The organism is Paracidovorax sp. MALMAid1276 (assembly GCF_049198005.1).
Taxonomy (GTDB): Bacteria; Pseudomonadota; Gammaproteobacteria; order Burkholderiales; family Burkholderiaceae_C; genus Acidovorax.
This window is the reverse complement of sequence record NZ_JBMIRS010000190.1, coordinates 24,295-44,632: the sequence shown is the minus strand read 5'-3', so window position 1 is coordinate 44,632 and position 20,338 is coordinate 24,295. Positions and strand designations below refer to the sequence as shown.

The 20,338-nt window shown below is 67.9% G+C and carries 19 protein-coding genes; 15 read left to right on the top strand and 4 right to left on the bottom strand.

The features are described from left to right. Positions 1–88: 88 nt before the first annotated feature. The 10 genes from ACOQFS_RS13800 to mnhG all read left to right on the top strand — a co-directional run bounded on the left by ACOQFS_RS13800 (position 89) and on the right by mnhG (position 9,062). A complete protein-coding gene (locus ACOQFS_RS13800; protein WP_421563395.1) occupies positions 89–427 on the top strand; it encodes an integration host factor subunit beta in 339 nt (112 codons plus the stop codon). A gap of 121 nt (positions 428–548) precedes the next feature. After that, positions 549–881 (top strand): LapA family protein, encoded by a 333-nt coding sequence (locus ACOQFS_RS13795; RefSeq protein ID WP_421563394.1) that lies wholly within the window; start codon positions 549–551, stop codon positions 879–881. Continuing rightward, entirely contained in the window at positions 871–2,028 is a 1,158-nt protein-coding gene (gene lapB, locus ACOQFS_RS13790) for a lipopolysaccharide assembly protein LapB (RefSeq protein ID WP_421563393.1), read from the top strand. Before ACOQFS_RS13795 ends, lapB begins: the two co-directional genes overlap by 11 nt. Positions 2,029–2,145: 117 nt before the next feature. After that, positions 2,146–2,571 (top strand): ComEA family DNA-binding protein, encoded by a 426-nt coding sequence (locus ACOQFS_RS13785; protein WP_421563392.1) that lies wholly within the window; start codon positions 2,146–2,148, stop codon positions 2,569–2,571. 126 nt (positions 2,572–2,697) lie between these two features. After that, positions 2,698–5,679, top strand: coding sequence for a monovalent cation/H+ antiporter subunit A (locus ACOQFS_RS13780; protein ID WP_421563391.1), 2,982 nt, complete (start codon positions 2,698–2,700; stop codon positions 5,677–5,679). After that, entirely contained in the window at positions 5,670–6,035 is a 366-nt protein-coding gene (locus tag ACOQFS_RS13775; RefSeq protein WP_421563390.1) for a Na+/H+ antiporter subunit C, read from the top strand. Before ACOQFS_RS13780 ends, ACOQFS_RS13775 begins: the two co-directional genes overlap by 10 nt. 48 nt (positions 6,036–6,083) lie before the next feature. Then, on the top strand, positions 6,084–7,805 hold the full coding sequence (locus ACOQFS_RS13770) for a monovalent cation/H+ antiporter subunit D (RefSeq protein ID WP_421563389.1): 1,722 nt from the start codon (positions 6,084–6,086) through the stop codon (positions 7,803–7,805). A 110-nt stretch (positions 7,806–7,915) separates the two neighbouring features. Continuing rightward, a complete protein-coding gene (locus tag ACOQFS_RS13765) occupies positions 7,916–8,398 on the top strand; it encodes a Na+/H+ antiporter subunit E (protein ID WP_421563422.1) in 483 nt (160 codons plus the stop codon). Further along, positions 8,395–8,679, top strand: coding sequence for a K+/H+ antiporter subunit F (locus ACOQFS_RS13760; RefSeq protein WP_421563388.1), 285 nt, complete (start codon positions 8,395–8,397; stop codon positions 8,677–8,679). Before ACOQFS_RS13765 ends, ACOQFS_RS13760 begins: the two co-directional genes overlap by 4 nt. Beyond that, positions 8,676–9,062 carry a monovalent cation/H(+) antiporter subunit G gene (gene mnhG / locus ACOQFS_RS13755; RefSeq protein ID WP_421563387.1) on the top strand — a complete coding sequence of 129 codons (387 nt, stop codon included), beginning with the start codon at positions 8,676–8,678 and terminating at the stop codon, positions 9,060–9,062. The genes ACOQFS_RS13760 and mnhG overlap by 4 nt, the downstream gene beginning before the upstream one ends. A gap of 130 nt (positions 9,063–9,192) precedes the next feature. Here mnhG and ACOQFS_RS13750 read toward each other — a convergent pair whose 3' ends face one another. Both ACOQFS_RS13750 and ACOQFS_RS13745 read right to left on the bottom strand, forming a co-directional pair. Next, positions 9,193–12,834, bottom strand: coding sequence for a hydantoinase B/oxoprolinase family protein (locus tag ACOQFS_RS13750; RefSeq protein ID WP_421563386.1), 3,642 nt, complete (start codon positions 12,832–12,834; stop codon positions 9,193–9,195). A gap of 106 nt (positions 12,835–12,940) precedes the next feature. Next, on the bottom strand, positions 12,941–13,495 hold the full coding sequence (locus tag ACOQFS_RS13745) for a winged helix DNA-binding protein (protein WP_421563385.1): 555 nt from the start codon (positions 13,493–13,495) through the stop codon (positions 12,941–12,943). A 172-nt stretch (positions 13,496–13,667) separates the two neighbouring features. On the opposite strand from ACOQFS_RS13745, the gene ACOQFS_RS13740 reads away from it, so the two are divergent. The 5 genes from ACOQFS_RS13740 to ACOQFS_RS13720 all read left to right on the top strand — a co-directional run bounded on the left by ACOQFS_RS13740 (position 13,668) and on the right by ACOQFS_RS13720 (position 17,910). After that, positions 13,668–14,651: a TRAP transporter substrate-binding protein gene (locus tag ACOQFS_RS13740; RefSeq protein WP_421563384.1), complete on the top strand. Its 984-nt coding sequence runs from the start codon at positions 13,668–13,670 to the stop codon at positions 14,649–14,651. Positions 14,652–14,675: 24 nt separating this feature from the next. Further along, positions 14,676–15,185 carry a TRAP transporter small permease gene (locus tag ACOQFS_RS13735; RefSeq protein WP_421563421.1) on the top strand — a complete coding sequence of 170 codons (510 nt, stop codon included), beginning with the start codon at positions 14,676–14,678 and terminating at the stop codon, positions 15,183–15,185. Between the two features lie 59 nt (positions 15,186–15,244). Next, a complete protein-coding gene (locus tag ACOQFS_RS13730) occupies positions 15,245–16,549 on the top strand; it encodes a TRAP transporter large permease (RefSeq protein WP_421563383.1) in 1,305 nt (434 codons plus the stop codon). 65 nt (positions 16,550–16,614) lie between these two features. After that, complete coding sequence (gene crcB, locus ACOQFS_RS13725; RefSeq protein ID WP_421563382.1) at positions 16,615–17,001, top strand: fluoride efflux transporter CrcB; 387 nt, start codon at positions 16,615–16,617, stop codon at positions 16,999–17,001. A gap of 45 nt (positions 17,002–17,046) precedes the next feature. Continuing rightward, a complete protein-coding gene (locus ACOQFS_RS13720) occupies positions 17,047–17,910 on the top strand; it encodes a TIGR00730 family Rossman fold protein (protein WP_421563381.1) in 864 nt (287 codons plus the stop codon). Between the two features lie 48 nt (positions 17,911–17,958). Here the strand turns inward: ACOQFS_RS13720 and ACOQFS_RS13715 are convergent, their stop codons facing one another. Beyond that, positions 17,959–18,945 (bottom strand): FecR family protein, encoded by a 987-nt coding sequence (locus ACOQFS_RS13715; RefSeq protein WP_421563380.1) that lies wholly within the window; start codon positions 18,943–18,945, stop codon positions 17,959–17,961. Between the two features lie 29 nt (positions 18,946–18,974). Further along, complete coding sequence (locus ACOQFS_RS13710) at positions 18,975–20,330, bottom strand: surface lipoprotein assembly modifier (protein ID WP_421563379.1); 1,356 nt, start codon at positions 20,328–20,330, stop codon at positions 18,975–18,977. Between the last annotated feature and the right edge of the window lie 8 nt (positions 20,331–20,338).

Sequence of the window (20,338 nt, the reverse complement as noted above, 5' to 3'; positions counted from 1 at the left end):
AGCGGGCGCCTTGTGCGCCCGCTCTTTTTTCTAGAAGAAGAGAGACAACCCCGTGCCCAAGGGCCACCCGCCTATGTCCCAAGACTCCATGACCCGCTCCGACCTCGTCGAGGAACTGGCCGCACGCTTCGGCCAACTCACGCACCGCGATGCCGAATATGCCGTCAAGACCATTCTGGACGCCGTGGGCGATGCGCTGGTGCGCGGACACCGCATCGAAATCCGGGGGTTCGGCAGCTTTTCGGTGAACCACCGGCCGCCACGCATGGGCCGCAACCCGCGCAGCGGCGAGGCCGTGGCCATTCCGGAAAAACGCGTGCCACACTTCAAACCCGGCAAGGCCCTGCGCGAAGCCGTGGACAAGCGCACGGCAGAGATGGAAGAAATCTCGGGCGCACCCGGCAGCAGCGTAAAGATTCAAAAATGATAGCTGCCAGCGCTTGATGGATCAGCGCTGAAGCCTGTTTTGGCTTGAATTTTTTGGATCTACCCGGCGGCAAACCGGGGTGGCCGCACCGCCTAGAATTGCCCTACCACTGGGGAGACCGATGAAATACCTCCTGTGGCTGCTCAAGGCAGCCATTTTTTTTACGCTGTTCGCCTTTGCGCTGAACAACCAGCAAGACGCCACGGTGCATTTCTTCTTTGGCACGCAATGGCGCGCGCCCTTGGTGCTGGTGGTGCTGACCGCCTTTGCCGCTGGCCTGGCCGTGGGCGTGTTGGGCATGGTGCCGCGCTGGTGGCGCCATCGCAATGCCGCACGGCGTGCACAGACATCGCCGCTGCCCGCGAGCACGGCACCCGCCGCAACGCCATCCGCCAGCGGCAGCGCGGCGCCCGCCTCTCCCGTGTCCGAGCTGCCCTCCGTCCATGGAATTTGACCTCAGCTGGGTTCTGCTGGGCCTGCCTGTGGCCTTTGTGCTGGGCTGGCTGGCCTCGCGCTTTGACCTGCGCCAGCTGCGCGCCGAAAACCGGCGCGCCCCCAAGGCGTATTTCAAGGGACTGAACTTCCTGCTCAACGAGCAGCAGGACCAGGCCATCGACGCTTTCATCGAGGCCGTGCAGAACGACCCCGACACCTCCGAGCTGCACTTCGCCCTGGGCAACCTGTTTCGCCGCCGCGGTGAATACGACCGCGCCGTGCGCGTGCACGAACACCTGCTCTCGCGCGGCGACCTCTCCCGCACCGACCGCGAGCGCGCCCAGCATGCACTGGCGCTCGATTTTCTCAAGGCCGGCCTGCTGGACCGTGCGGAAGACGCGCTGCAGCGCCTGGAGGGCACACCGTTCGAAGCCCAGGCCCGCCTGGCGTTGCTGGCCATTTACGAGCGCTCGCGCGACTGGCCCCATGCCGCTGCCATCGCGCAAAAGATGCACGCTGCCGACCAGGGCGACTTCAGCACCCGCCAGGCACACTACCTGTGCGAGCAGGCGCTGGCGCTCATCGGCCAGGGCGATCTGCCCGGTGCGCAGGCCCTGCTGGAGCAGGCCGTGGCAGCGGCACCGGATGCGGCCCGCCCCCGCGTGGAGATGGCCCGGCTGCAGCGGCTGATGGGGCGCCCGGCGGATGTGCTGTCCACCCTGCAGACGCTGGGCGAGCGTAACCCGGCGGCCGTGCCGCTGGCTGCCGCGCTGATGGTGGAAGCCGCCACCGCCGCCGGCCAGGTGCCGCAGGTGCAGGCGCTGCTGCAGGCGCACTACGAGCAGGCCCCGTCGCTCGACGTGCTCGAAAGCCTGGTGACCATGGAGCTGGCTGCCGAGGCCACGGCGTCCACCGCCCGCCAGCGCTATGTGCAGCACCTGGACAAGGAGCGCTCGCTGGTGGCCGCCGCCAAATGGCTGGCCACCGAGCGGCTAGAACACGAGGAATTCCACCCCCAGATCCAGCGCGCGCTGGAGCACGCCGTCAAGCCGCTCACGCGCTACCGCTGCGCCGCCTGCGGGTTTGAAGCACGCCAGCATTTCTGGCAATGTCCCGGCTGCCAGACCTGGGACAGCTACCCGGCCCGGCGTGTGGAAGAGCTTTGAAAGTGCCCTGAAACAACTGGCTACAGCGCGTTGGCAGCGATGGATAAGATGGCCCGCGCGGCGGCTTGCGCCCCGCGCACACACAACCATTCATCCACACATTGAGGGAAATCCACCGTGTTCAAGAAAATCCTGCTGATCATCACCATGCTGTATGCCGCCGCAGCCTTTGCGGCGGTGGACGTGAACAAGGCCACAGCCGCCGAGCTGGACGGCATCAAGGGCATCGGTCCCGGCCTGTCCACGAGGATTCTCGATGAACGCAAGAACGGCAATTTCAAGGACTGGAATGATTTCATCGCACGCGTGAGCGGTGTGGGCGAAAAGACCGCCGCCAAGTTCTCCGGCGAGGGTCTGACGGTGAACGGCAAGAAGTTCAGTGCGGCCGCGGCCGCCAAGGCCGACAAGAAGACCAGCGACAAGGCCGAGAAAAAAGCGAAGGCCGAAAAGCCCGCCGCTGCAGCCACCCCCGTTGCTCAGGCGCCTGCCGCGCCTGCAGCACCGGTTGCACCCGCCGCCGCAGACGCCGCTACAAAAAAATAAGCACGCCACGCAGTCCACAAGCCCGCTCTGGCGGGCTTTTTTTTGCGCGGCGCGTGCGCCGGCCGCAGCGCACATGGACCGCAAGCCCGCAAGGCCATGGGGGCCAGCGCCTAAAATCGTCCGCGCATGCCCCTGATCACCCTCATCCTTTTGCCCTTCATCGGCAGCCTGCTGGCAGCGGTCCTGCCCTCCAACGCCCGCAACACCGAGTCCACGCTGGCCGGCTTGGTGGCCGTCTTCTGCACCGTGCAGGCCGCGCTCTACTTTCCCCAGATCGCCGACGGCGGCGTGTTGCGCCAGGAGATCGAATGGCTGCCAGCGCTGGGGCTGAATCTCGTCATCCGCATGGACGGGTTTGCCTGGATGTTCTGCATGCTGGTGCTGGGCGTGGGCAGCCTGGTGGTGCTGTATGCGCGCTACTACATGTCGCCGGCCGACCCCGTGCCGCGCTTCTTTTCGTTCTTCCTCGCATTCATGGGCGCCATGGCCGGCGTGGTGCTGTCGGGCAACATCATCCAGATCGCATTCTTCTGGGAGCTGACCAGCCTTTTCTCCTTCCTGCTCATCGGCTACTGGCACCACCGCAAGGATGCGCGCCGCGGCGCGCGCCTGGCGCTCACCGTGACGGGCACGGGCGGCCTGGCCATGCTGGCGGGCATGCTCGTGCTGGGCCACATCGTGGGCAGCTATGAGCTGGACAACGTGCTCGCGGCCGGGCAGCTGATTCAGAACCACGCGCTGTACCTCCCGGCCCTGGCGCTGATTCTGCTGGGCGCGCTGACCAAGAGCGCGCAATTCCCGTTCCATTTCTGGCTGCCCCATGCCATGGCCGCACCCACGCCCGTGTCGGCCTACCTGCACTCGGCCACCATGGTGAAGGCCGGCGTGTTCCTGATCGCGCGGCTGTGGCCTGCACTGTCGGGCACCGAAGAATGGTTCTGGCTGGTGGGGGGTGCGGGCCTGGCCACGCTGCTGGTGGGCGGCTATGCGGCCATGTTCCAGAACGATCTCAAGGGGCTGCTGGCGTATTCGACCATCTCGCACCTGGGCCTCATCACCCTGCTGCTCGGGCTGAACAGCCCGCTCGCGGCCGTGGCGGCGGTCTTCCACATCATGAACCACGCCACCTTCAAGGCCTCGCTCTTCATGGCCGTGGGCATCGTGGACCATGAAAGCGGTACGCGCGACATCCGGCGCCTGTCGGGCCTGCGCACCATGATGCCCGTCACCGCCACGCTGGCCATGGTGGCCAGTGCCGCCATGGCGGGGGTGCCGCTGCTCAACGGGTTCCTGTCCAAGGAAATGTTCTTTGCAGAAACGGTGTACGTGAACACCACGCCGCTGCTCGAATGGCTGTTGCCCGTGTCGGCCACCGTGGCCGGCATGTTCAGCGTGGCGTATTCGCTGCGCTTCACGGTGGACGTGTTCTTTGGCGCGCCCGCCACCGACCTGCCCCGCACCCCGCACGAGCCGCCGCACTGGATGCGCGTGCCGGTGGAACTGCTGGTGCTGGCCTGCCTGGTGGTGGGCACGCTGCCGGCCTGGTCCGTGGGGGCGTATCTGGCCACCGCAGCGCGGCCCGTGGTGGGCGGCGAGCTGCCCACCTACAGCCTGGCGGTCTGGCATGGCGTCAACACGCCGTTCCTGATGAGCCTGGTGGCGCTGGGCGGCGGCATCGCGCTGTATGCGCTGCTGCGCTGGCAGCGCGCGCGCGGCGCGTTGTCCGAAGCCCCCCTGATGCAGCGCGTGCAGGGGCAGAGGCTGTTCGAGAGCCTGCTGGCCTGGGTCTCGCAGGCGGGGCGCAGAGGGCGGCGTCTGCTGGGCACCGGGCGCCTTCAGTGGCAGATGCTGTGGCTCGTAGCGGCCGCGCTGGTGGCCGGGGTGCTGCCGCTGTGGTCGCGCGGCCTGCCGATTGGCGACCGGGTGCAGCTGCCGCTGTCGCCCACCTTTGCGCTGCTGTGGCTGCTGGGGGCCCTGTGCGCCCTGGCGGCCGCCTGGCAGGCCAAGTACCACCGGCTGGCCGCCCTCACGCTGCTGGGTGGCTCGGGCCTGTGCGTGTGCCTCACCTTCCTGTGGTTTTCCGCGCCGGACCTTGCGCTCACGCAGATCGTGGTGGAGATCGTCACCACCATCCTGATCCTGCTGGGCCTGCGCTGGCTGCCGCGCCGGGACGAGAGCCTGCGCCCGGCCGCCCAGGCCGTTGCCCCCCACCGCACCCGGCTGCGCCGCTTGCGCGACATGGCGCTGGCCGTGGGCGCCGGCGCCGGCATGGCCATGCTGTCGTTCGCCATGATGAGCCGCCCGTTTCCCGACAGCACCTCCACGTTCTTCCTCGAAAACGCGCTCACCGGCGGCGGCGGGACCAACGTGGTCAATGTGATGCTGGTCGACTTTCGCGGCTTTGACACCTTTGGCGAGATCGTGGTGCTGGGCATCGTGGCGCTCACGGTGTATGCGCTGCTGCGGCGCTTTCGGCCCGCGCGCGAGGTGATGGACCTGCCGCCGCAGCAGCGCGCCCTGCCCGCCGACGTGGACACCGACCTCGCCAACCCGCGCCAGACCGCCGACACCGCCATCGGCTACCTCATGGTGCCCGCCGTGCTGGTGCGCCTGCTGCTGCCGTTTGCCACGCTGGTGGCGCTGTACATCTTCATGCGCGGGCACAACGAACCCGGGGGCGGCTTTGTGGCGGGGCTGGTGTTTTCGGTGGCGCTGCTGCTGCAGTACATCGTCTCGGGCACGTCGTGGGTGGAAGCCCACCTGCCGCTGTATCCGCGCCGCTGGATCGGCGTGGGCCTGCTCACCGCACTGGCCACAGGGCTGGGCTCGCTGACCTGGGGGTTCCCGTTCCTCACCAGCCACACCGTGCACTTCACGGTGCCGGTGCTGGGCGACATCCACATCGCCAGCGCCCTGTTCTTCGACATCGGGGTGTTCACGCTCGTCGTGGGCTCGACCCTGCTCATCCTCACCGGCATCGCGCACCAGTCGGTGCGCAGCCACCGGTACAGCAACGCACGTGCGGCGGAAGAGGCTGAAGAGGCGGCAGAGGCCGCCAAAGCAGCCGCCGCAGCAGCCAACACCAACGGAGAAGGCGCATGGAACTGATACTCGCACTCGCCATCGGCGTGCTCACCGGCTCGGGCGTGTGGCTGCTGCTGCGCCCCCGCACCTTTCAAATCATCATGGGGCTGTCGCTGCTGTCGTATGCGGTCAACCTGTTCATCTTCAGCATGGGCCGCCTGGGCCTGGCCATCGACAAGGAACCCGTGCTGCGCGAGGGCGTGCCGCAGGACCTGATGCACTACGCCGACCCCATGCCCCAGGCGCTCACGCTCACGGCCATCGTGATCGGCTTTGCCATGACCGCCCTCTTCCTCGTGGTGCTGCTCGCGTCGCGCGGCATGTCAGGCACCGACCACGTCGACGGCGTCCGCGCCAAGGACGCGCAGGAGATGCCGTGATAGAGAACACCCCCTGAAGTTTCGTGCGCAGCGCCTTGGACCGATGACATGACATTCACAGGATTTTTACTTGACCGGCTGATGCCGCACCTGATACTGGCTCCGATCGCGGTGCCGATGGTGGCGGCCGGGCTGATGCTGCTGCTGCGCGAGGAGCGCCAGCGCACCAAGGCCGCGCTCAACATTGCCGCCACGCTGATCGGCCTGGTGGTGGCGGTGCTGCTGCTGGTGCAGGCGATGAGCCCGGGCGTGCAGACCAGCCTGGGCGTGTACCTGCCCGGCAACTGGCCTGCGCCCTACGGCATCGTGCTGGCCATCGACCGGCTCTCGGCCATGATGCTGGTGCTCAGCAGCACCGTTGCGCTGGCGACGGTGCTGTTCTCGGCGGCGCGCTGGCACCGGGCGGGGGTGCATTTTCATCCGCTGTTCCAGTTCCAGCTGATGGGGCTGGCGGGGGCCTTCCTCACGGCCGACCTGTTCAACCTGTTCGTCTTCTTCGAGATCATGCTCGCCGCCTCCTACGGGCTGCTGCTGCACGGCTCGGGGCGGCAGCGCGTGTCGGCGGGGCTGCACTACATCGCCATCAACCTCGCCGCGTCGTCGCTGTTCCTGATCGGTGTGTCCATGCTCTACGGCATCACGGGCACGCTGAACATGGCCGACCTGGCGCAAAGCATGACCCGGATCGCGCCCGCCGACCGGGGGTTGCTGCACGCAGCGGCTGCCGTCCTGGCCGTGGCCTTTCTCATCAAGGCCGCCGTGTGGCCGCTCAACTTCTGGCTGGTGCCGGCCTACAGCGCGGCCACCGCACCGGTGGGGGCCCTGTTTGCGCTGATGACCAAAGTGGGCGTGTACAGCGTGCTGCGGCTGTGGACGCTGCTCTTCGGCGCCGAATCGGGAGAATCCGCGCTGTTCGGCAGCCAATGGCTCATCGGCGGCGGGCTGCTGACCATGGTGTTCGGCGCCGTGGGCATGCTGGGCTCGCAGCGGCTCGGGCATCTGGCCGGGTTCAGTGCCGTGCTGTCGTCCGGCACGCTGGTGGCGGCCGTGGGCTTTGGCCACAGCCTGCTCACCGCGGGCCTGCTGTACTACCTGCTCAGCTCCACGCTGGCCGTGAGCACGCTGTTTCTGCTGTCGGACCTGATCGACCGCTGGCGCAACGACGGCGCCCACCGCGCGCCGCACGAGCAGACCGATGACGCGCCTTTCCTGTCTCCCGACCTGGTGCCCGCCGAGGGCATCAACCTGGACGACCGCGAGCAGGCCCTGATCGGCCAGGTGATCCCTGCGGCCTCGGCGTTTCTGGGGCTGGCCTTTGTGGCGTGCACGCTGGTCATCGCGGGCCTGCCGCCGCTGCCGGGCTTTGTGGGCAAGTTCGCGATGGTGCATGCGCTGCTCAACCCGCTGGGCCTGGGCGCCTCGCACGGGCTGCAGCCCGGGGCCGCAGGCTGGGCGCTGGTGGCGCTGCTGGTGGGGTCGGGCCTGCTGGCGCTGATAGCGCTCACGCGGTCGGGCATTCGCCACTTCTGGACATCGTCGGGGCGGGCATCGCCCCAGCTGCTGGTGCTGGAAGGCGCCCCGGTGGCGCTGCTGCTGCTGGCTTGCGCCGCCCTGGTGTGGCAGGCCGGCGCGGTGATGCGCTACACCCAGGCCACGGCCGATGCGCTGCATGCGCCCGCCACCTATGTGCGCGCCATCATGACCGCCGCCCCCGTGCCCACACCGCCGCGCGACCTCGCCCCCGCGTCTCCCCAGGAGCCTGCCCAGTGACCCGGCCCACAGCCCGCCCCGCCGCGGACGGCGAAAGCGCCGCCACCACCGCCGCCCAGACCTCAGACCCCGGCGCTGCCCGCGGCCGCACCACGCCATGGCCGCAGCGCCTGGTGCCCGCGCCGCTGCTCAGCCTGGCCCTGCTGCTGCTGTGGCTGGTGCTGAACCGCACGCTGAGCCCCGGGCATGTCGCGCTGGGCACCCTGCTGGGGCTGGCAATCCCGCTGCTCACGGCCGGGCTGCGGCCGCTGCCCGTGCGCATCCGCAGCCCCCGTGCCGTGTGGCGCCTGGGCTTCACGGTGGCGCGGGACACGGTGCTGTCCAACCTTGCCGTGGCGCGGCTGCTGCTGGCCCCGGGCCGCCGCCGGCATCCGCCGGGCTTTGTGCATATTCCGCTGGACCTGCGCGACACCAATGGCCTGGCCGTGCTAGCCATGGTGGTGTGCATCACCCCCGGCACCGCCTGGGCCGAACTGGCGCAGGACCGCAGCATGCTGCTGCTGCACGTGCTGGAGGTGGACGACCCGGCGGCCATTGCCGCGCACGTGAAAGAGCGCTACGAGCGCCCGCTCATGGAGATCTTCGAACAATGACCCCCACCCCCGTGCTCGACTGGGCCCTGCCGATTGCCATCTTCCTGCTCGCGCTGGCCATGGGCTGCGCGCTCATCCGGCTGCTGCGCGGGCCCACCGCGCAAGACCGCGTGCTGGCGCTGGACTGCATGTACCTGAGCGGCATGCTGATGATGCTGGTGCTGGGCCTGCTGTACGGCAGCAAGAACTACTTCGAGGCGGCCTTGCTGCTGGCCCTGTTCAGCTTTGTGGGCGCCATGGCCATGGCCAAGTTCCTGCTGCGCGGCGAGGTGATCGAATGACCGCGGCAGAAAGCGCCACGGTGCTGCCGCTGTGGCTGGAGATCATCGTGGCGGTGCTGGTGGTCGCCGGTGCCGCCCTGGCGCTGCTGGGCGCCAGCGGCCTGCTGCGCCTGCCCACCTTTTTCGAACGGGTGCATGCCCCGGCCATCATCGCCACCCTGGGCTGCTGGCTCATCGTGCACGGCACGGTGCTTTACTTCACCGTGGCCGACCGCAGCATTGCGCTGCACGCCCTGCTGATCGCCGTGTTCGTGGCCATCACCGTGCCCATCATGTCGATCTTCCTCATGCGTGCAGCACTGTTCCGCGCGCGGCTGATGGGGCAGGACGTGCCGCCCAGCCTGAGCCAGCCCAAGGCGGCAGCCGACACCAAAGACTCCTGAATTGATAGCTGTCAGCGCTTACCAGATAAGCGCTGGCGGCATATTTCATTCAAATTTCGCTGCTGTCCACGCCGGCCGACGCGGGCGCGTCTCGCTTTTGCGGAGGATCGACGCGCCCCCCCGCAGAGACTCACACCTTTCCGAACCCGCCTCCGCCCGGCGTGTGGATCTCAAACACATCGCCCGGCAACATCTCGGCCTGGCCGATGTGGTCGAGCAGCTCCACCCGGCCGTCGCTGCGCACCACCTTGTTGATGCCCACCGCGCCGGGCTGGCCGCCCGCCATGCCGAACGCGCCATGGTGGCGGCCGTTGGAGAGGATGCTGGCCGTCATCGGCTCCAGAAAGCGCACACGGCGGACGCCGCCATCGCCGCCCTTGAAGCGCCCGGCGCCGCCCGAGCCCTTGCGGATCTCGTAGCCCTCCAGCCGTACCGGAAAGCGGAACTCCAGCACCTCGGGGTCGGTGAGGCGCGAATTGGTCATGTGGCACTGCACGACGCTGGTGCCATCAAAACCACCGGCCAGCTGCCCGCCCGCATCCCACACGCCGCCCGCGCCGCTGCCGCCCGAGATGGTCTCGTAGTACTGGTAGCGCGTGCTGCCAAAGGTGAAGTTGTTCATGGTGCACTGCCCCGCCGCCATCAGGCCCAGTGCGCCGTAGAGGGCATTGGTGATGCAGGTGGACGTCTCCACATTGCCCGCCACCACCGAGGCCGGCGGGTTGGGGTTGAGCATGCAGCCGGGCGGGATGATGACGTTGAGCGGCTTCAGGCACCCCGCGTTCAGCGGGATGTCGTCATCCACCAGCGTGCGGAACACATACAGCACCGCCGCCATGCACACCGCCGTGGGCGCGTTGAAGTTGTTCGTCTGCTGCGGGCTGGTGCCGGTGAAGTCGATGGTGGCACTGCGGCTTGGCGCATCCACCTTCACCGCCACGCTGATCTGCGCGCCGTTGTCCAGCGGCAGGGTGAACTGCCCGTCCTTCAGGCGCGTGATGACGCGGCGCACCGATTCTTCGGCGTTGTCCTGCACATGGCGCATGTACGCCTGCACCACGTCGAGCCCGAACTCGCCCACCATGCGGCGCAGCTCCTGCTGGCCCTTTTCATTGGCGGCGATCTGCGCGCGCAAATCGGCCATGTTCTGCTGCGGGTTGCGGCTGGGGTATTCGCCGCTCTGGAGCAACGCGATCATCTCCGCCTCACGCAGCACGCCGCGCTCGACCAGCTTCACGTTGTTGATCTGCACGCCCTCTTCCTCGATGCGCGTGGAGAACGGCGGCATGGAGCCCGGCGTGGTGCCGCCCACATCGGCGTGGTGGCCCCGGCTGCCCACATAGAACGTGGGCGTGGCCTCATCGCCGATATAGACCGGCGTGATGACGGTGATGTCCGGCAGGTGCGTGCCGCCGTGGTACGGGTCGTTGAGCACAAACACATCGCCGGGCTGCATCTTGCCGCTGTTCTCGCGGATCACCGTCTTGATGCTCTCGCCCATGCTGCCCAGGTGCACCGGCATGTGGGGCGCGTTGGCGATCAGGTTGCCTTCGGCGTCGAACAGCGCACAGCTGAAATCCAGCCGCTCCTTGATGTTCACCGAATAGGCCGTGTTTTGCAGCTGCAGGCCCATCTGCTCGGCGATGTTCATGAACAGGTTGTTGAACACCTCCAGCAGCACCGGGTCTACCGTGGTGCCCACCGCGTGCTGCACGGCGCGCGCCACGCGGCGGTTGAGCAACAGATGGTCCAGATCGGTCAGCGCGGCCTCCCAGCCGGGCTCCACGATGGTGGTGGCGTTCTTCTCCGCAATGATGGCGGGGCCGGGGATCACGTCGCCCGGGCGCAGGTCTTCGCGCACCACCAGGGCGGCGTCGTGCCAGGCGGCCATGCCGTCCACACCGCCGGTGTACATGCGCACCGTGCTGCGGCGCGGCACCTCGCGCGCGGGCTGCAGCGCGTGGCGCGGCTCCACCGGGGCGTCGCCGGGCACCACGGCCTCCACCGACACGGCCTCCACCACCAGGCCCTTGCCCTGCATCAGGAAGGCAAAGCGCTGGCGGTACGCGGCCTCGAACGCCGCTGTGATGGCGGCCATCGAGCCCAGCGGAACAATCAGCGCCGAGTCGCTGCCCTCGTAGCGCACGTGCACGCGGCGGTGCACCACGGCAGTGCCCGCGCCCACCTGCTGGCGTTCCAGCTCGGTGCGCGCGGCGGCGGCCAGCTGCTCCAGCGTGGCCTCGATGCCGGACAGCGCCTCGGGCACCAGTTTGGTTTCCACCGCCTGTTCGCGGATCACGTTCTGGTCGGCCAGGCCCATGCCGTAGGCACTGAGCACACCGGCCAGCGGGTGCACGAACACGCGCGTCATGCCCAGGGCATCGGCCACCAGACAGGCGTGCTGGCCGCCCGCGCCGCCAAAGCACTGCAGGGTGTAGCGCGTCACGTCATAGCCACGCGCCACGCTGATCTTCTTGATGGCGTTGGCCATCTGCTGCACGGCAATCTGGATGAAGCCATGCGCCACGTCCTCGGGCGTGCGCCCGGTCTGCGCGGCCAGGTCGCCAAACTTCTGCGCCACGGCGTCGCCGTCCAGCGCCTCGTTGGCCGCATGGCCAAACACGTTAGGGAAATGCGCGGGCTGGATCTTGCCCACCATCACGTTCGCATCGGTCACGGCCAGCGGGCCGCCCCGGCGGTAGCTGGCGGGGCCGGGATTGGCACCGGCACTCTCGGGGCCGACGCGGAAACGCGCGCCATCAAAGCCAAGTATGGAGCCGCCACCCGCCGCCACGGTGTGGATGCTCATCATGGGCGCGCGCATGCGCACACCGGCCACCTGCGTCTCGAACTCGCGCTCGAACTCGCCCGCGTAGTGGCTCACATCGGTGCTGGTGCCGCCCATGTCAAAGCCGATGACCTTGTCATGGCCCGCCAGCTCCGCTGTCCGTGCCATGCCCACGATGCCGCCTGCGGGGCCGGAGAGGATCGCGTCCTTGCCCTGGAACACCTGCGCATCGGTCAGGCCGCCCGACGACTGCATGAAGAACAGCTTCACGCCTGGCATCTCGCTGGCCACCTGGTCCACATAGCGGCGCAGGATGGGCGAGAGGTAGGCGTCGACCACCGTGGTGTCGCCCCGGCTCACGAGTTTCATCATGGGGCTGGTGGCGTGCGATGCGCTCACCTGCGTGAAGCCGATCTCGCGCGCGATGCGGGCTGCCGCCTCTTCGTGCGCGGTGTAGCGGTAGCCGTGCATGAACACGATGGCCGCGCTGCGCAGCCCCGCATCGTAAGCGGCCCAGAGGCGCTCCTTCAGGTGCGCCTCATCCAGCGGCTCGATGACCTCGCCGTGCGCGCCCACGCGCTCCTGCGCCTCGATCACGCGCTCGTACAGCAGCTCGGGCAGCACGATGTGGCGGTCGAACAGGCGCGGGCGGTTCTGGTAGGCGATGCGCAGCGCGTCCTTGAAGCCCCGGGTGGTGATGAGCAGCGTGGGCTCGCCCTTGCGCTCCAGCAGCGCGTTGGTGGCCACCGTGGTGCCCATCTTCACGCACTCCACCAACTCAGGCGTTACGGGCTCTCCGGGCTTCAAGCCCAGCAGGTGGCGGATGCCCGCCACGGCCGCGTCCTTGTACTGCTCGGGGTTTTCGGACAGCAGCTTGTGCGTGACCAGCGTGCCGTCCGGGCGCTTGCCCACGATGTCGGTGAAGGTGCCGCCGCGGTCGATCCAGAACTGCCAGCGGGGAACGGAGTGGAATGGGGTGGACATGTTTATTGCTACTATTTTTATAGCCATTAACGCTTGATGGATAAGCGCTGAAGCCGATTTTTATTGATATTTTTCGATCCAGCGGCCGAAGAATGGAATGGTGGGTTTACAAAGACGCCGCCGAACGCGCTGCCTGGTCGTACATGCCCGAGAGCACACGCAGCAACCGGGCCAGCTCGCCGATGTCGCGGTTCAGTGCATCGTCGGCGTTCAATGCGTCGATGAGGCAGCTCTCACGGATCTCGCGGTAGCGCTGCACATAGGCGCGTCCCGTCTCGGTAGCGGCATAAGTCACTTCCTTGCCGTTCTTTTGCGACGCCACCACACCCAGGTTCTGCAGCTTTTTCAGCGCGTAGTTCACCAGGTGCGTGTCTTCCACGTTCATGATGAAGCAGATGTCGGCCAGGCGCTTGTCGCGCGCACGGTGCGTGACATGGTGCAGCACCAGCACGTCGAGCGGCGTCAGGTCGCGCAGGCCCGCTGCCGCCATGCAGTGCACCACCCAGCGGTGGAAGGCGTTGCCCGCCACGATGAGGCCGAACTCGAACTCGCTCATCTCGGCACTCTGGGCCGACACCAGATGGGCCGACGACACGATGGGGCCGGAGTCGGGCTTGTGTTTGGCCTTGGTTCCGGCCATCGGCTTGGCTTCAGGTTTCATGGAGGACGCGGCCTGTCGGTTGGGCTATTGGCACGGGATATGCATGCGGCATTGTAGGCAAGTCGATGGCAATTTGTTGGCAATTTGTCAGCGTTTAGGCAAAACACCTATGCCAATCCGGCCGGCTTCCGATACAGTGATTTGTTACATCCATCTTTGCGGAGCAATATCCATGAAGCGTCGAATCTTCCCCGTCACCGCACTCAGCCTGGCCCTGGCCGCTGGCTTGTCCGCCACCTCGGCATTTGCCCAGACCAAGTGGGACCTGGCCGCCGCCTACCCCGCCACCAACTTCCACACCGAGAACATGACGCAGCTGGCGGCCGACGTGGACAAGGCCACGGGCGGCAAGCTCAAGATCACGGTACACGCCAACGCCGCACTGTTCAAGGCCCCCGAAATCAAGCGCGCCGTGCAAGGCGGCCAGGCGCAGATGGGCGAGATCCTGCTGGCCAACTTCCAGAACGAGTGGCAGATTTTTGGCGTGGACGGCCTGCCCTTCCTGGCCGACAGCTACGACGCATCCAAAAAGCTCTATGCCGCGCAAAAGCCCTTCCTCGAAAAGAAGCTGGCCGAGCAGGGCATGGTGCTGCTGTATGCCGTGGCCTGGCCGCCGCAAGGCATCTACACCAAGAAGCCACTGGCCTCCGCCGCCGACCTCAAGGGCATCAAGTGGCGCGCCTACAGCCCCGCCACCGCCCGCATTGCCGAGCTGGTGGGCGCGCAGCCCGTGACGGTGCAGGCGGCAGAGTTCTCGCAGGCGCTGGCCACGGGCGTGGTCGAATCGACCATGACCTCGGGCGCCACGGGCGTGGACAGCAAGCTGTACGAGCACCTCAAGTTCTACTACGACACCCAGGCCTGGCTGCCCAAGAACGCCGTGCTGGTGAACAAGAAGGCGTTTGACGCACTCGACAAGCCCAGCCAGGACGCGCTGCTCAAGGCCGGTGCCGACGCCGAAGCGCGCGGCTGGGCCAACAGCGCCAAGGTCAACACCGACACCATCGCCAAACTCAAGGCCAACGGCATGACCGTGGAAGCCCCGCCGGCCGCGCTGAAAGCCGACATGGCCAAGGTGGGCGACACCATGCTCAAGGAATGGCTGGACAAGGCCGGCCCCGAGGGCAAGGCCCTGATCGACGCCTACCGCAAGTAAGAAGAAGCCCGGAACCCTGTGCACATGCGTCGCCTGCTGGATTTTCTGTACGACAGCGCTGCCGCCGTGGCGGCGCTTTTCATGGTGGGCCTGCTGGGCATGGTGCTGCTGTCCATCATCAGCCGGCAGCTGCACTTCCATGTGCCGGGTACCGATGCGTATGCGGGCTACCTCATGGCCGCCGCCGGGTTCCTCGCGCTGGCCCATACCCTGAAGCGCGGCGAGCACATCCGCGTGACCCTGCTGCTCAACGCCCTCAAGGGCGGCTGGAAGCGGGGTTTCGAAGTGTGGTCGCTGGCCATCGCCACCCTGCTGGCCGTGCTGTTTGCCTACTACAGCTGCAAGCTGGCCTGGCAGTCGCACGAGTTCCACGACATCTCCACCAGCAGCGACGCCACGCCGCTGTGGATTCCGCAGCTCGCCATGGCGCTTGGCACCGTGGTGCTGGCCATTGCGTTTGTGGACGAGCTGGTGATGGAGCTGCTGGGCCGCCGCAGCCGCGCCAACCCCGACGAGCAACTGCGCAATGAGTAGGCTCCGCTCCCGTCCCGCAGTCCTTCACGTTCCCGCGCTTTTCCCCACCTGTTCCGACCATGAGTGATCTCGCCATTACCGGCCTGCTGGTGCTTTCGCTGTTCCTCATCCTGGGCAGCGGGGTCTGGATCGGGCTCACGCTCTCGGGCGTGGCCTGGATCGGCATGCAGCTGTTTTCCTCGCGCCCGGCCGGCGACGCCATGGCCGTCACCATCTGGGGTTCGGCATCCAGCTGGACGCTCACCGCCCTGCCCCTGTTCATCTGGATGGGCGAAATCCTGTTCCGCACCCGCCTGTCGCAGGACATGTTCAAGGGCCTGGCACCCTGGGTGCAAGGCCTGCCCGGCCGCCTGCTGCACACCAACGTGGTGGGTTGCACGATCTTTGCGGCCGTCTCCGGCTCCAGCGCCGCCACCTGCGCCACCATCGGCAAGATGACGCTGCCCGAGCTCAAGTCGCGCGGCTACCCCGAGCACATGGTCGTGGGCACGCTGGCCGGCGCCAGCACCCTGGGCCTGTTGATCCCGCCCTCCATCATCATGATCGTCTACGGCGTGATGGCCGAGGTGTCGATCTCCAAGCTGTTCGTGGCCGGTGTGCTGCCGGGCGTGCTGCTGGCGGCGCTGTTTTCGGGCTACATCGTGCTGTGGGCGCTGCGCAACCCCGGGCAGGCCCCCAAGGCGACCGAGCGGCTCACGCTGATGCAGAAGCTCTCGGCCTCGCGCGCGCTGATCCCCGTGGTGCTGCTGATCGCCGCCGTGCTGGGCTCCATCTACACCGGCATCGCCACCGCCACCGAGGCCGCCGCCGTGGGCGTGTTGGGCTCGCTGCTGCTGTCGGCCCTTCAGGGCTCCATGAGCTGGGCAAGCTTTCGCGATTCGCTGATGGGCGCCACCCGGCTGTACTGCATGATCGCGCTCATCCTGGCGGGTGCGGCCTTCCTCACGCTGTCCATGGGCTACATCGGCCTGCCCCGCCACCTGGCGGAATGGATCGCGTCGCTGGGCCTGAACCAGGCGCAGCTCATCGCGGCGCTGGCCATCTTCTTCATCGTGCTGGGCTCGTTCCTCGACGGCATCTCGATGGTGGTGCTGACCATGGGCGTGCTCATGCCCACGGTGCAGGCCGCAGGCATCGACCCCATCTGGTTCGGCATCTTCGTGGTGCTGGTGGTCGAGATGGCGCAGATCACGCCGCCCGTGGGCTTCAACCTCTTCGTGCTTCAGGGCATGACGGGGCGGCAGCTGACATGGATCGCCAAGGTCACGCTGCCCATGTTTTTGCTGATGTGCCTGGCCGTGGCGCTGATCTACGTCTTTCCCGGCATTGTGACCTGGCTGCCCACGCAGATGTCGGGGCGCTGACCTGCCGTAACAACACTGTGCGAGCGGCGCCTGCGGGCCCCACGGGCTGAGAGACAATGCCCGCCATGCTGCACATCCTTGCCATCTGCCTGGGCGCCAGCGCCGGTGCCCTGCTGCGCTGGCGCCTGGGCCTGTGGCTCAGCCCCGGCGGCGTGTTGCCCTGGGGCACCCTTGCGGCCAACCTGGCCGGCGGCTACCTGGTGGGGCTGTGCGTGGCGTTCTTCCACGCCATGCCGCAGCTCGATCCGGTCTGGCGCCTGGCGCTGGTCACGGGCTTTCTGGGCGCGCTCACCACGTTCTCCAGCTTCTCGGCCGAGGTGGTCGAGATGCTCATGGCGCAGCGCTACACCGTGGCCCTGGGCACCGTGGGCCTGCACCTGGCGGGCTCGCTCTGCCTCACTGCGCTGGGCATCGCCACTTATTCAACTTTGATAGCAACAAAGGCAAGCTAGACAAGCGCTAGCGGCCATTTAGCATCCATCTTCACGCTGAACACCATGGAAACGAACACCCAACTCAACGAAAGCCGCCTGGCGGATGCCTGGGCCGAACTGCAAAGCCACGCCGCAACGGGCAACCCGCTGCATGCCGATGCCTACCGCCTCGCTTTTGCCGACCCGGAATTCCTGTTCCGCCGCGAGACGCGCGGCATCCGGTTTCAGCTGGAGATGCTCAAGCCCGACCTGAGCCAGCTGGAGCAAGGCATTGAAAGTACCGTGGTGGTGTACGGCAGCGCCCGGTTCGTGGCGCCCGACGAGGCCGAAGCGCAGCTGGCCGAGGCCGAGGCCAGTGGCGACGACGTGCGCCTGGCGCGGGCGCGCCTGGCCGTGCGCAATGCGCGCTACTACGACCTGGCCCGCCAGTTCGCGCGCATCGTGGCCGAGCACAGCGAACGCCAGCCGCCCGCCGACCGCATCTACGTCTGCACGGGCGGCGGCCCCGGCATCATGGAAGCCGCCAACCGTGGCGCGCACGACGTGGGCGCCTTGAACGTGGGCCTGAACATCGCCCTGCCCCACGAGCAAAGCGGCAACCGGTTCATCTCGCCCTCGCTGTGCTTCAAGTTCCACTACTTCGCGCTGCGCAAGATGCATTTCATGATGCGCGCCAAGGCGCTGGTGGCCTTCCCCGGCGGGTTTGGCACGCTGGACGAACTCTTCGAAGTGCTCACCCTCGTGCAGACCGGCAAGGCCAAGCCCGTGCCCATCGTGCTGTTCGGCACCGACTACTGGAAGCGGCTGGTCAACTTCGAAGTGCTGGTGGAAGAAGGCACGATCTCGGCGCAAGACCTGAAGCTGTTCCATTACACCGACGACCCCCAGGAAGCCTGGGATCTGATCAAGTCGTTCTACCAGCTGTAACCAACCCCCTGCCGCGCGGCGGCCCGCCGCCGTGCTGCCACCAGGCCGCTACCGAATCACCGGTGGGGGCGGCGGCACCGCTATCGGCGGCAGCACGATGATGGGCCGGAAGATGGGTGGCAGCACGAAGATCGGCGGCGCCGTGGTGGGCGGCGGAGGCGTGGTCGGCGCTGGCGGAGGCCGCGTGGTGGGCGGCTGCGTGGTGGGTGGCGGGGTCGGCACTCCCGTCGCCGGAGGGGGCGGCAGCCCGGGGTCCACCGGCGCGGGTGTGGGCACGGGCCCAGGCGCTGGGGGCGGCACGGTGGGTGCGGGCGGTGCCGGGGTTGTGGGCACCGGAGCGGGCGCCGGCGGCGGCGGGGCCGGAACCGGGTCTGTGCCGCCGCGCGAACCTGCCGTGAGCTGCTCGCCCACCATGAACGGCACCGGCGGCAAGGGCAGCGGCAGCACGGCGCGGGTGTGGGTGTACAGCGGCAGCTGGTCGGTGGCCACCACGCGCACCGATTCACCCGCCTTCACGCCCACGCAGCCCGCCTGGGTGCACACCTCGATCTCCTCCTGCTCGCCCGACACCAGCAACTCGCCCTGGGCATTGAACGCGATCAGGAACGCAGAACCCCGGATGCCCACCACCGCCGTGGGCGTGATGACCTTGTAGTTCTGGGGGTTGCGCTTGCCGATGAGGCCGGTCACCGCGCGCATGCCGCCGCGCAGCAGGTTCACCGCAAAGTTCTCCTGCGCCGGGTCGCCGGTATCGGCATAGCGCGTCACGGTGAACTGAGAATCCGGGTACAGCGCCACCAGGCCGCCATCCGAAAAGCGGATCTGCGCGCGCCCGGCCGCGCCGGTCACGATCACATCGCCGCTCTCCACCGCCGCGCCCTGCACGGCTGCCGACACCTGCGTGCCGCGCCGCAGCTGCACTTCGCCAGTGGCAAACTGCACCGCGCCGGCGGCCGCAAAACCCTGCACCGGCCAGGCGGCCACCATGGCCATCCACAGGGCGAGCCGGGAAGAAGGAAAGTTGGACTGCTGCATCGCGCGCTCCCTCGGGGGTCAGGCCTGGTTCAGAACTCGCGCCGCAGCGTGATGGAAAAGACGCGGCGGTCGTAGTCGGTGATGGGGAGCGTGGAGTCGTTGTGCGTCAGCGCCCACTGGGGGGTGATGCGCCAGCCCGGCGCCGGCAGCCACGACACGCCCAGCACCCAGTGCGTCTGCCGGTCGCGCCGGGTCACGCCGAAGAACGGGTCGGTGGCGGCATAGCGGCGCCGCTCCACGTTGAGGTGCGTGAACGCCGCCCATTGCGCACTGACGGCCCACTGCACACCGCCCCGCAGCCCCGCCAGGTCGAAGCCCAGGTTGTCCACGCCGCTGGCGCGCGGCGATTCCTGGCCTCCATACACCCCCGCATAGAACAGGCTGCCGTTGCGCATCACGTGAACGTACGAGGTGCCGGCCACTGCGCGGCGCGCATTGCGCAGGCCCTGGGCGGGGTAGCGCAGGCTCTGCATCTGCACAAAGGTGTCCCACTGCCGGAAGCCGTCCAGCCGGTAGATCCATTCGCCCAGCAGCCCGCCGATGTTGCGCATCGTGTCGCCGTCCTGGCGGTAGGTGGCGCCCTGCGCGCTCAGCATCCACTCGTGCCGCTCGATGCGGTAAGACACACCGGCGTTGGCATCGATCTGCTGGCTGTCGTAGGGCTTGCCTGCGCCCGAATGGCCGCGCACTTCGGCCGTGGCCGCGGCGATGAGCGACCAGCGCGCATCCAGCACATGCCGCCCACGGATGTTGCCCAGCAGCGCGCCATAGGAGGCACGCTGCGCCTCGGACCCCGGCGCCAGCGACCAGGGCGGCGTGCCGGGTGGCGACAACGCCGGCGCGTCGAGGCCCGGGCCCACGTTGACGTTGGAATCCCGCGCCAGGGTGACGTCGATATGGCCCTTCCAGGTGGACAGGCCTTCATGGCCCATGCGGTCGTACGACACCAGAAACTGGTCGATGCTGAGCGCTGCATCCACCGGAATCGCGCGCATGCGCACCTGCTCGGCCAGGGCCTGCACGCCGCGCCGGTCGCCCACCGCGTGCAGCGCGCGGGCCAGCTCCATCTGGGCGGCCAGGTTGTCGGGCTGGGTGGCCACCACGCGCTCCCAGGCCATCACGGCCCGGCTGTACTGCGCGGCCGCAAACGCGGCCCGGCCCATGGCGGCGTCAAACACCGGGTCGCCCGCCCGCTGCGCCTCCAGCGCATCCAGCAGCTGAAAGGCTGCCAGGGCATCGCCCTGCTGCACCAGGGCCTGGGCCTGCTGCAGCGCGGCATCTTCGGCCAGCGCAGGCGCCAAGGGCGCCAGCGCCAAAACCGGCCACACCACGCACGCCAGCGCCTGGCGGCGAACGGGCTCCCAACACGTTGAAACGCTGCGCATGTCAGCCC

Coding starts and splice junctions, on each gene's coding strand:
- ACOQFS_RS13740 (WP_421563384.1), top strand. CDS start 13,668: ATGAAGCGTCGAATCTTCCCCGTCACCGCACTCAGCCTGGCCCTGGCC.
- ACOQFS_RS13800 (WP_421563395.1), top strand. CDS start 89: ATGACCCGCTCCGACCTCGTCGAGGAACTGGCCGCACGCTTCGGCCAA.
- ACOQFS_RS13745 (WP_421563385.1), bottom strand. CDS start 13,495: ATGAAACCTGAAGCCAAGCCGATGGCCGGAACCAAGGCCAAACACAAG.
- ACOQFS_RS13710 (WP_421563379.1), bottom strand. CDS start 20,330: ATGCGCAGCGTTTCAACGTGTTGGGAGCCCGTTCGCCGCCAGGCGCTG.
- ACOQFS_RS13750 (WP_421563386.1), bottom strand. CDS start 12,834: ATGTCCACCCCATTCCACTCCGTTCCCCGCTGGCAGTTCTGGATCGAC.
- ACOQFS_RS13775 (WP_421563390.1), top strand. CDS start 5,670: ATGGAACTGATACTCGCACTCGCCATCGGCGTGCTCACCGGCTCGGGC.
- ACOQFS_RS13735 (WP_421563421.1), top strand. CDS start 14,676: ATGCGTCGCCTGCTGGATTTTCTGTACGACAGCGCTGCCGCCGTGGCG.
- mnhG (WP_421563387.1), top strand. CDS start 8,676: ATGACCGCGGCAGAAAGCGCCACGGTGCTGCCGCTGTGGCTGGAGATC.
- ACOQFS_RS13715 (WP_421563380.1), bottom strand. CDS start 18,945: ATGCAGCAGTCCAACTTTCCTTCTTCCCGGCTCGCCCTGTGGATGGCC.
- lapB (WP_421563393.1), top strand. CDS start 871: ATGGAATTTGACCTCAGCTGGGTTCTGCTGGGCCTGCCTGTGGCCTTT.
- ACOQFS_RS13720 (WP_421563381.1), top strand. CDS start 17,047: ATGGAAACGAACACCCAACTCAACGAAAGCCGCCTGGCGGATGCCTGG.
- ACOQFS_RS13770 (WP_421563389.1), top strand. CDS start 6,084: ATGACATTCACAGGATTTTTACTTGACCGGCTGATGCCGCACCTGATA.
- ACOQFS_RS13730 (WP_421563383.1), top strand. CDS start 15,245: ATGAGTGATCTCGCCATTACCGGCCTGCTGGTGCTTTCGCTGTTCCTC.
- ACOQFS_RS13780 (WP_421563391.1), top strand. CDS start 2,698: ATGCCCCTGATCACCCTCATCCTTTTGCCCTTCATCGGCAGCCTGCTG.
- crcB (WP_421563382.1), top strand. CDS start 16,615: ATGCTGCACATCCTTGCCATCTGCCTGGGCGCCAGCGCCGGTGCCCTG.
- ACOQFS_RS13795 (WP_421563394.1), top strand. CDS start 549: ATGAAATACCTCCTGTGGCTGCTCAAGGCAGCCATTTTTTTTACGCTG.
- ACOQFS_RS13760 (WP_421563388.1), top strand. CDS start 8,395: ATGACCCCCACCCCCGTGCTCGACTGGGCCCTGCCGATTGCCATCTTC.